Source organism: Maribacter sp. ACAM166, from assembly GCF_005771495.1.
Lineage (GTDB): Bacteria > Bacteroidota > Bacteroidia > Flavobacteriales > Flavobacteriaceae > Maribacter.
Window position 1 is genome coordinate 141,898 of record NZ_VAUW01000007.1, and the last position, 9,314, is coordinate 151,211.

At 34.2% G+C, this 9,314-nt stretch carries 11 protein-coding genes; 6 read left to right on the plus strand and 5 right to left on the minus strand.

Annotated elements, in window-relative coordinates; translation table 11 throughout:
* Nucleotides 1-4: 4 nt before the first annotated feature.
* A complete protein-coding gene (locus ES765_RS07665) occupies nucleotides 5-307 on the plus strand; it encodes a CCC motif membrane protein (RefSeq protein ID WP_138112869.1) in 303 nt (100 codons plus the stop codon).
* 51 nt (nucleotides 308-358) lie between these two features.
* On the opposite strand, the gene rocD is transcribed toward ES765_RS07665, so the two are convergent.
* Entirely contained in the window at nucleotides 359-1,642 is a 1,284-nt protein-coding gene (gene rocD / locus ES765_RS07670) for an ornithine--oxo-acid transaminase (protein ID WP_138112871.1), read from the minus strand.
* Nucleotides 1,643-1,842: 200 nt separating this feature from the next.
* Here rocD and rlmD point away from each other — a divergent pair, with 200 nt between their 5' ends.
* Genes rlmD through ES765_RS07685 form a run of 3 tightly spaced genes read left to right on the plus strand, consistent with a single transcriptional unit; the run spans nucleotide 1,843 to nucleotide 4,511 of the window.
* Nucleotides 1,843-3,255 carry a 23S rRNA (uracil(1939)-C(5))-methyltransferase RlmD gene (gene rlmD / locus ES765_RS07675; RefSeq protein WP_138112873.1) on the plus strand — a complete coding sequence of 471 codons (1,413 nt, stop codon included), beginning with the start codon at nucleotides 1,843-1,845 and terminating at the stop codon, nucleotides 3,253-3,255.
* A 1-nt stretch (nucleotide 3,256) separates the two neighbouring features.
* Entirely contained in the window at nucleotides 3,257-3,763 is a 507-nt protein-coding gene (locus tag ES765_RS07680; RefSeq protein WP_138112875.1) for a DUF6452 family protein, read from the plus strand.
* Nucleotides 3,744-4,511, plus strand: coding sequence for a DUF6048 family protein (locus ES765_RS07685; protein WP_138112877.1), 768 nt, complete (start codon nucleotides 3,744-3,746; stop codon nucleotides 4,509-4,511). Before ES765_RS07680 ends, ES765_RS07685 begins: the two co-directional genes overlap by 20 nt.
* On the opposite strand, the gene ES765_RS07690 is transcribed toward ES765_RS07685, so the two are convergent.
* Nucleotides 4,506-4,736, minus strand: a complete 231-nt coding sequence (locus tag ES765_RS07690) for a hypothetical protein (RefSeq protein WP_138112879.1) — start codon at nucleotides 4,734-4,736, stop codon at nucleotides 4,506-4,508. The two genes, ES765_RS07685 and ES765_RS07690, sit on opposite strands and share 6 nt — an antisense overlap.
* Nucleotides 4,733-5,902 (minus strand): class I SAM-dependent RNA methyltransferase, encoded by a 1,170-nt coding sequence (locus tag ES765_RS07695; protein WP_138112881.1) that lies wholly within the window; start codon nucleotides 5,900-5,902, stop codon nucleotides 4,733-4,735. Before ES765_RS07695 ends, ES765_RS07690 begins: the two co-directional genes overlap by 4 nt.
* A gap of 94 nt (nucleotides 5,903-5,996) precedes the next feature.
* Here ES765_RS07695 and ES765_RS07700 point away from each other — a divergent pair, with 94 nt between their 5' ends.
* The gene (locus ES765_RS07700; RefSeq protein ID WP_138112883.1) at nucleotides 5,997-6,668 is read left to right on the plus strand and encodes a ZIP family metal transporter; all 672 of its coding nucleotides are present in this window, start codon (nucleotides 5,997-5,999) and stop codon (nucleotides 6,666-6,668) included.
* Nucleotides 6,669-7,094: a DUF4268 domain-containing protein gene (locus ES765_RS07705; protein WP_138112885.1), complete on the plus strand. Its 426-nt coding sequence runs from the start codon at nucleotides 6,669-6,671 to the stop codon at nucleotides 7,092-7,094.
* A 161-nt stretch (nucleotides 7,095-7,255) separates the two neighbouring features.
* Here ES765_RS07705 and ES765_RS22860 read toward each other — a convergent pair whose 3' ends face one another.
* Nucleotides 7,256-7,540, minus strand: coding sequence for a hemolysin III family protein (locus ES765_RS22860; protein ID WP_410504426.1), 285 nt, complete (start codon nucleotides 7,538-7,540; stop codon nucleotides 7,256-7,258).
* 260 nt (nucleotides 7,541-7,800) lie between these two features.
* Entirely contained in the window at nucleotides 7,801-9,138 is a 1,338-nt protein-coding gene (locus ES765_RS07710; protein ID WP_138112887.1) for an amidohydrolase family protein, read from the minus strand.
* Nucleotides 9,139-9,314 lie beyond the last annotated feature (176 nt).

A 9,314-nucleotide genomic window follows, 5' to 3' on the forward strand; every position in this document is an offset into this window, starting at 1 on the left:
AATTATGGCCAATCAAACATTACATGGTTCAAATAATGCACTTACATATGGAATATTGTCTATTGTGCTTACGCTATTCTGTTGTGGCCCTTTTGGTGCTATTTTTAGTTTTATTGGACTTAGCAATGCAAAAAAAGCAGAAAATTTCTATCAGAACAATTCAGGTTCTTATAACGGATATGAGAATGTGAAAACCGGAAAAATTTTATGTTATATAGGTCTTGCGCTAGCCGCAATTCTATTAATATTTACAATCATTTATTTCGGATTGATTATCGCATTCTTCGCGACTGCAGATTTTAATTAAAAAGTATAGTGTAAAAAAAATCCCCGACTCACATCGGGGATTTTTTTATTGTTATTTTTTAAATTCTTCGAGTGTTTTTATAATAATAGAAACGCAATCTAACAGTTGTTCTTCGGTCATTACTAAAGGAGGCGCAAAACGAATGATATTACCATGAGTAGGTTTCGCTAAGAGCCCGTTCTCTTTTAAAGCCATACAAATATCCCAAGCTGTAGAACTCTCTTCTGTATCGTTAATTAGAATAGCATTCAAAAGACCTTTACCACGAACACTATTTACTAAGTCAGAAGTTGGGATAAACTTGTTCAATTCATCTCTAAAAAGTTCACCCAGAACGGAAGCATTCTCGGCAAGATTTTCGTCTTTTACAACTTCTAACGCCGCCATACCAACAGCTGCAGCAATTGGATTACCTCCAAAAGTACTACCATGGTTACCTGGTCCGATAACATTCATTATAGCATCATCTGCCAAAACTGCAGAAACGGGATAAGCACCACCTGATAGGGCTTTACCCAAAATTAAGATATCCGGTTTTGTTTCTGGGGTTCCGCTACAGTGTTTATCTGAACAAGAACAATTACCACACGTAGCAAGTAAACGTCCGGTACGTGCAATACCTGTCTGAACTTCATCAGCTATAAAAAGCACATTATATTTCTCACAAAGTGCTTTTGCTCCACTTAAATAACCTTCAGAAGGCACATAAACTCCCGCTTCACCTTGTATAGGTTCAACTAGAAATCCTGCTACATTATTATTTACTTTTAACACCTCTTCTAAGGCGTTTAAGTTATCGTACTCAATTTTTATAAATCCGTCTGTGTATGGACCAAAATTCTTTCGTGCCACTGAGTCATTGGAAAATGAAATAATGGTTGTTGTACGACCATGAAAATTATTTTCACAGACTATTATTTCTGCAGCATTCTCTGTTATACCTTTTTTCTCATATGCCCATTTTCTACAAATTTTCAAAGCCGTTTCAACAGCTTCGGCACCTGTGTTCATGGGTAAAAGTTTATCAAAATGAAAGGTTTCGGTAGCATACTTTTCATATTTACCCAACATATCATTATAAAAAGCCCGTGAGGTTAATGATAATGTTTTGGCCTGTTCAGTCATTGCATTTACTATCCTAGGATGGCAATGACCTTGATTTACTGCAGAATAGGCAGAAAGAAAATCATAGTATTTCTTTCCTTCTACATCCCATACAAAGACACCTTCTCCTTTACTTAGCACTACTGGCAAAGGATGATAATTGTGTGCTCCGTGTTTTTCTTCTAATGCGATAGCATCATCAGAAGTGATTTTTCCTAAAATTGTTGACATGACGAAAATTACTTTAAATAAAACTTTAGCAATTCCTTCTATACCTTTTTCCTTTCGAAGAGTCGAAAATTCAGCGTAGGAGAGAAATCATCCCTGTAGAAATTCAAAAATACAAATTTAAGACGTCAATGGTTTTAATTACTTGTTAATACTATCAACAACAGTATTCTCAATCCAAAGAAACCTTTTATTTTTGCGCTATGCGAAAAAAGACAAAGCGACTAATTTTTGAGAATGTAACGGTGTTAGATGCAGCGGCGAAAGGCAAGACTATTGGAAAAGCTCCTGATGGAAGGGTTATTTTTTTGACCAATACCGTACCTGGTGATGTTGTTGACGTACAGACAACCAAAAAGCGAAAGGCTTATTTTGAAGGGGTAGCTACGACGTTTCATTCCTTATCCGATAAACGTGTTGATCCAGAATGTCAACATTTTGGAGTTTGTGGTGGTTGTAAATGGCAGGATATGGGGTATGAGCACCAACTTTTCTATAAACAGAAAGAGATAGAGAATAATTTAAAAAGAATCGGCCATTTAGATTTGCCAGAACTTACACCAATAATTGGTTCTAAGGAACAGTATTTTTACCGGAATAAAATGGAGTTTTCTTTTTCCGATAGTCGTTGGTTGACACTAGATGAAATACAGTCTGATCATCAAATCGAAGATAAAAATGCATTAGGATTTCATATACCTGGCATGTGGGATAAAATCTTGGATATAAAAAAATGTCATCTTCAAAAAGACCCTTCAAATGCAATTCGTTTAGCAACAAAGGAATTTGCAATCGCAAATGATTTGACCTTTTTTAACCCAAGAAACCAATATGGTATGTTACGTACCTTAATGATTCGCACCTCTTCAATTGGGGAAATAATGGTTCTGGTACAATTCTTTGAAATTAATAAAGAGAAGAGAGAACTATTATTAAATCATCTTTCAAAAACCTTTGCAGAAATTACATCTCTATTATATATCATTAACCCTAAACAGAATGATACCATATATGATCAAGAAATAGTCTGCTTTTCTGGTAGGGATCATATTTTTGAAGAGATGGAAGGGCTCAAATTTAAGATAAACGCTAAATCCTTTTATCAAACGAACTCAGAACAAGCCTATGAATTATATAAAGTAACTAGAAATTTTGCTGATTTAAAAGGAGATGAACTAGTTTATGACCTTTATACAGGTACGGGTACCATTGCTCAATTTATCTCTAAAAGAGCAAAGAAGGTAGTTGGTATTGAATCCGTTCCTGAAGCCATTATAGATGCGAAAGAAAATGCACTTCGAAATGAGATTAATAATGTAGATTTCTTCGTGGGAGACATGAAAAATGTTTTCAATGAGCAATTTATTGAGCAAAATGGTGTTCCAGATGTAATCATTACCGACCCACCTCGTGACGGCATGCATAAAGATGTTGTACAACAAATTTTAAACATCGCTCCCAAAAAAGTAGTTTACGTAAGTTGTAATAGTGCCACACAAGCTAGAGATTTGGAACTAATGAAGGATAGGTATATTGTAACCAAGGTACAACCAGTAGATATGTTTCCACAGACCCACCACGTAGAAAATGTTATACTTTTAGAAAAGAAAAGTTAGAATGAAAAAGTTTCGAATTGGCATACTATTTTTTCTGAGCATCATCGCTGCAGCGTCTTGTGAAAAAGATGATATATGTGTTGAGGGTGACACTCCTCTTTTAGTTATAGAATTTTATAATATTTCTGACACGGCTGCCTTAAAAACCGTACCCACGTTAAGAGTCGTTGGAGTAGGACAAAATGTAACGGTAAACACTGTTGCCGATAGAACCGCTTTAAGCACCATCTCTATTCCTTTAAAAACAGATGCCGACAATACTAGTTTTATAATGATTTCTGGTTCGGCTTCTGCTGAAGACGGATCAGAAACAGGAAATATAGACACCATTAATTTTTCTTATGAAAGACTTGAAGATTTTCTGTCACGCGGATGTGGTTTTGTTGTCAATTATGATAGCTTACAAGCAAACGTAACAACAGATGACGATAATTGGATTCAAGATATTCAAATAACAAGATCTCAGGTCATCAATTCAGATTCTACTCATGTCAAGATTTTTCATTAATCTTTCTCTCATACTTTTTACTTGCCTGGCTTTTGGCCAAACCAAGCCAATTGATTTAAACGCAAAAGATTCTGTCGAGCACAAACAATCTTTTGGAATTAGCCTAGGACTTGACCTAAGTAGAATTATAACATCTTCTTTAGATGACAATTACAGTGGTTTTGAAATCGTTGCGGACTATAGGTTAACCCAAAAGTTATACATAGCGGCAGAATTAGGTAACGAAGAAAAAATAACCCAAGAAGACCTTTTTAATTTTACCACATCAGGTAGTTATTTAAAAGTGGGTGTTAATAAAAATAACTATGCCAATTGGTACGGTGAGCATAATTTAATTTATTTAGGAGGAAGATTAGCATTTAGCACCTTTGAAAACACCTTAAATAATTACCAGTATTTCGACACGAACCGGTATTGGAACCAAGAAGATTTTTCTAATGGTTCGGATGTTTCTGAAAATTTTTCAGGACTTTCTGCTACATGGCTAGAAGCTGTTTTTGGAACCAAAGTTGAGTTGTTCCCAAATATTTATATGGGAGCCAGCATACGTTTGGGGCTGATTTTATCTCAAAAAGAGGATGAACGATTTCCTAATCTTTATATTCCAGGCTTCAATAAAGTCACTAATGACAGTCGTTTTGGCGTAGGGTATAATTATAGTATTTCGTATTTTTTACCTTTCTATAAAAAGAAAAATAAAGTCGCTAAAAAAATTGAAGAAACGGAGAAAGGAAATGAAGAATTATAACTCTTTGAATCCTTTTATGAAAATCCATTTCATTACAATTTTTTCCACATTCTCTTTTTTAACCACTGCAAATTTAGGAGCAAGAAAAGAAGCAGATATCGCCGCTATTAAAGACATATAAAAAGAATCTAGCTGAAGAACTAAACTTAGACCAAACCGAAAAAAGACAAAAAGAATTGCAAACCCTAAGAAATTATATACTAGCACTTTATGTTTAGGTTTCATTCTTCTGTGTTTTTTTGATATTTGGCTTTTTTACTTCCTTCATACATTTCATATTTGACTAGACGAGACTCTAATTGGCTATTGAACACTTTTATTTTACGAGAAGGCCGCAATCCTACATATTTCAAAGCTGGTAAGTTACTGGTTATAAACCAAGCCTTTGTTCCTGGATAACCCTGTTTTAAGGTGTCACCAATGGAACTGTAAAAATTTTCCATATCTAAATCCAATCGCTCTCCATACGGGGGGTTGAAACACATATGTAAGGCACCCTCAGATTCCTTTTCGGTTTTGAAAAAATCTTTTCTATCAACAGTAATATAGTCAGTCAGATTTGCATTTTCAATGTTGTCTAGCGCTTTTCTAACAGCTGAAGGCGCCTTATCATATCCGATTATTTTATAATGAAACTCCCTAGTCTTCTTTAGACTTGAATCAATAATCTTTTCGTACAATTCTACATCAAAATCAGACCACTTTTCAAAAGCGAATCCTTTTCGGTTAATATTCGCCGGTATATTGCATGCAATCATAGCAGCCTCAGTCAACATAGTTCCACTACCACACATAGGGTCAAGAAAATCGCATTGACCGTCCCAACCACTTAAAAGCAACAAACCAGAAGCTAAAACCTCATTAATAGGCGCAATGTTGGTTGCTGTTCGATACCCCCTGCGGTGCAAAGAGCTGCCTGAACTATCTAAAGAAACATTACATTCATTATTATGTATATGAATATTGATGCGCAAGTCTGGATCTTTAATATCAACGTCTGGTCGGGTACCTTCGGTATCCCGAAATTTGTCTACAATAGCATCCTTTGTTTTTTGTGACACATATAAAGAATGGGTAAACTCTTCTGAATTGACTGTTGTGTCTATTGCAAATGTTTCGCTGACAGAAAGATATTCCGTCCAATCCATTGCGTAAATTTTTCTATACAAATCCTTTTCATCTCTAACCCTAAATGAATGTATAGGTTTAATAATCTTAATCGCGGTTCTTAAACACAGGTTTGCTTTATACATAAAACCCATATCACCTTCAAATGATACATTACGCACTCCTTCTACAACATTGCTAGCACCAAGATTTCTAAGTTCCTTTGAAAGTAGTTCTTCAAAACCAAAAAGCGTCTTAGCGACCATTTTAAAATTATTACTCATATCCATTTTTTCACGTACCGCAAAAATACGCTAATTTTGATGCTAGATTAATTTAAGACCTATTTCCTTTTATATAAGCCAAACTAGCATCTACATGATTTATATTTTACCTGTTCTGGGAGTACTTTTAAGTTTTCTTTTTGTTGTAATCACAAAACCACAAAAAAATGAGTATTTCAAACTTCTGTTAGCATTTAGTGGCGCATTTTTATTAGCACTTACAATTTTTGAAATGCTACCCGAGGTATATGTACACACAGACCCTAAACTAATTGGGGTATTTATCATGATGGGTATACTATTTCAAATATTTTTAGAATTTTTTTCTAAAGGTGCAGAACATGGGCATGTACATATTTCAAAGGATAGTCTAAATTTTCCATGGTTACTTTTTATAAGCCTCTGCATACATTCCTTACTGGAAGGCTTACCCATTGGGTCAAACGACACCATTATTTATGGTATTTTAATTCATAAAATTCCTATAGCCATTATTTTAAGTATATTTTTATTGGGGTCTAAAATTAAACCTATCTATGCAGGATTATTTATGGTGCTTTTTTCAATAATGACACCCTTAGGCACTTATTTGGCACATACTATTGATATATTATCAACCTATGCCGTTTACTTAAATGCTTTGGTTATAGGGGTCTTCTTGCATATTTCAACTGTAATCTTATTTGAAAGTTCTGAAGTTCATAAGTTTAATTTAAGAAAACTTTTAGTTATTGTTTTCGGAATAACCATAGCCTATTTTTTATAAATGTTTAGTAAGGAAGATTCTAGAAAGCTACGTGAAGAATTTTGGATTGGATTTGGCAAATCATATCCGACTAAATGGACACTTTATAAGACAAAGATAAAAGGGTTATCATTTAAATTTCATTTTGATTTAAAAATGGCCATGGTGTCAATAGATGTTGACACCGAATTTGAACAACGAATAAAAGTTTGGGATAAATTAGTTGCCTTAAAATCTTTAGTATTAGAAGAATATCTACCAAAAGCTATTTATGAAGATTTCTATATATTAGAAAATCAAAAAGAAATTTCGAAAATCTATGTGGAATTAAAAAATGTCTCTATCCACAATAAAGATACCTGGAGAGAAACCATGATGTTTCTTAATTCTTCAATGCATCAGGTTGAAGACTTTTTTGAAGAATATAAAGATGTTATTGATTCTTAAATTAATTCATATTTCTTTTAGCTACACTCAAAAATAATCTGCTTGGATTCATAAATTTTCCGAAAAGTCATTAAACTACTTCCAAGCAGATAAAACACAAATGATTAACTGCACCGGCCAGAACAACCAGGTTCCAGATAAAATGATTGTATTGTATTTTCTTAACTGCATAAAAAATAATTAGAACCATACAAAAAACCACCTAACATAAGCAGTTTAATAGCTTGTTTTGTTGTGTTATTTATCAAATTTTGAAAATTAAACACAATACGCCATCCAATGACCAAATAACGTAGTGGAGAAAGAATTTCATGTTTACCTGTATAAAACAATTTCAATTGTGCTCCAAATATGACAATTCCCCAAACTGTAAAGGATATAAGCCAACCATTACCTTCTATTAAAATAATTAATGCGACAGAAGTATATGTGAATGCAATTAATATATATTAATTAATAAGATAAATAATTCGTCATCTTCATTTCCAAATAGTATGATTAACACCATGGCACACCGTAGAAACGATAAACATACATATCAACGCGAGAGTATAAATTAGTATACTTAAAACGGCGTAAGAAAATTGATTGCTATTCTTTTAAAATAAAATAATCCTAGTTTAAACTGTAGCTTGAAAAATGGTAATTAGCCTCTCTTCTTTCTCTAACGAAACTAAATATGCCACACCTATTATAAATTACAATTTTATTTATATTGTTTGCCATGTTTTATGACCATATCAACATCCTGTAGAAGATTAATATAACGTAATACATCGCCTTTGACTGCTATGATATCAGCATACTTACCAGGGGTGATTGTACCAACTTCATCTGCAACTCCCATCCATAACGAAGGCCAATAGGTTGCCCCACGTATAGCATACATTGGGTCAATTCCAAATTCATTTACCCAAACATCTAATTCGTTCCAAGTAGATTGACTATGAAATTTCATAGGTATACCACTATCTGTACCGACCATCAAAACTACACCTGCATCTAATAACTGTTTTACTTTTGTTTCTAGAGTAGGTCTTCGACTTGACGTTAGCTGAAAATAAGGAAGACGGTCTGAATGCTCTATACTTTTCCGTATATCAATTACCACACTATCAGGTAAACCTCTATGCCATGAATCCTCGTCAATAAATTCAGGATTATCCCTCATATACTCATAATTATATAACACTTCTACCGTGGGAGTCCAAAACAAAGGACCTTTACTCATATCAGCTGTGCGTTCCTTAATCATTTCCATAATATCCTCAGGATACTTAGGAGCTGATGACAAACCTGTATGTTCAAAACAATCTGCACCAGCTAATAAACCACGTCTAATTTCTTCTGGTCTATGACTATGTGCAACAACTTTAAGATTTTGATTATGAGCTTCATCAACAATCGCATGGACTTCATCCATGGTCATTTGGTCTTGATCTATCAATTTAATTACATCAACACCTGCTTTAGCTAATTTTTTTATTTTTTTTCGAGCATCTTCTACACCATTTATTCCCCATCTAAAATTTTCTGTTCCGGGATAAGGTTTGTGTTGAATAAATGGACCAGATACATATAACGTAGCTCCTGGAATTTCCCCATTATTAATTGCATCTCTTACAGAAATACTTTCTTCTAAAGGAGCACCTAAATCCCTTGCGCTTGTAACGCCTGCCATCAATAATTGATGTGCAGAAGCTGGCATAATAACATTTTCCCAAAGAGGTGGATAGGTTTTATCCCAATAGGCATAATCAGAATGACCAGCCAGCATAGTATGAACATGCATATCCCATAAACCAGGTAATACACTCATTCCTTCAGTAGAAATTATTTCTGCATTTTCAGGAATCTTGGTATTTTCCTGATTACCGACAGCAATAATCTTTTCTCCCTCTATAATAATGACACTGTTCTTAATTGGGTGAGACCCGAAGCCATCGATAAGAGTTCCTCCTACCAGAGCCTTAATCGGGTTTTCCTGGGAAATACCTATTATAGTAGTCAAACATAAAACGAAAAAACAGCATATCTTATTCATAGCATTTATTTAGTTCCCTAAATATACTAAAATGCATCAGCTATTATATGGCCATCTGGATTTCGGGTATAAAAAAAGCCCCTTACATTTCTGTAAGGGGCTTTCGAAAAAGGCGGCTACCTACTCTCCCACTTGATATAGCAGTACCATCGGCGCAAACGGTCTTAACTTCCCTG

What these genes read in the sequence shown, in the direction of transcription:
- rocD (WP_138112871.1), bottom strand. Translation starts at nt 1,642, where the DNA reads ATGTCAACAATTTTAGGAAAAATCACTTCTGATGATGCTATCGCATTA.
- ES765_RS07685 (WP_138112877.1), top strand. Translation starts at nt 3,744, where the DNA reads ATGTCAAGATTTTTCATTAATCTTTCTCTCATACTTTTTACTTGCCTG.
- ES765_RS07710 (WP_138112887.1), bottom strand. Translation starts at nt 9,138, where the DNA reads ATGAATAAGATATGCTGTTTTTTCGTTTTATGTTTGACTACTATAATA.
- ES765_RS07695 (WP_138112881.1), bottom strand. Translation starts at nt 5,902, where the DNA reads ATGAGTAATAATTTTAAAATGGTCGCTAAGACGCTTTTTGGTTTTGAA.
- rlmD (WP_138112873.1), top strand. Translation starts at nt 1,843, where the DNA reads ATGCGAAAAAAGACAAAGCGACTAATTTTTGAGAATGTAACGGTGTTA.
- ES765_RS07665 (WP_138112869.1), top strand. Translation starts at nt 5, where the DNA reads ATGGCCAATCAAACATTACATGGTTCAAATAATGCACTTACATATGGA.
- ES765_RS07705 (WP_138112885.1), top strand. Translation starts at nt 6,669, where the DNA reads ATGTTTAGTAAGGAAGATTCTAGAAAGCTACGTGAAGAATTTTGGATT.
- ES765_RS07690 (WP_138112879.1), bottom strand. Translation starts at nt 4,736, where the DNA reads ATGAAACCTAAACATAAAGTGCTAGTATATAATTTCTTAGGGTTTGCA.
- ES765_RS07700 (WP_138112883.1), top strand. Translation starts at nt 5,997, where the DNA reads ATGATTTATATTTTACCTGTTCTGGGAGTACTTTTAAGTTTTCTTTTT.
- ES765_RS07680 (WP_138112875.1), top strand. Translation starts at nt 3,257, where the DNA reads ATGAAAAAGTTTCGAATTGGCATACTATTTTTTCTGAGCATCATCGCT.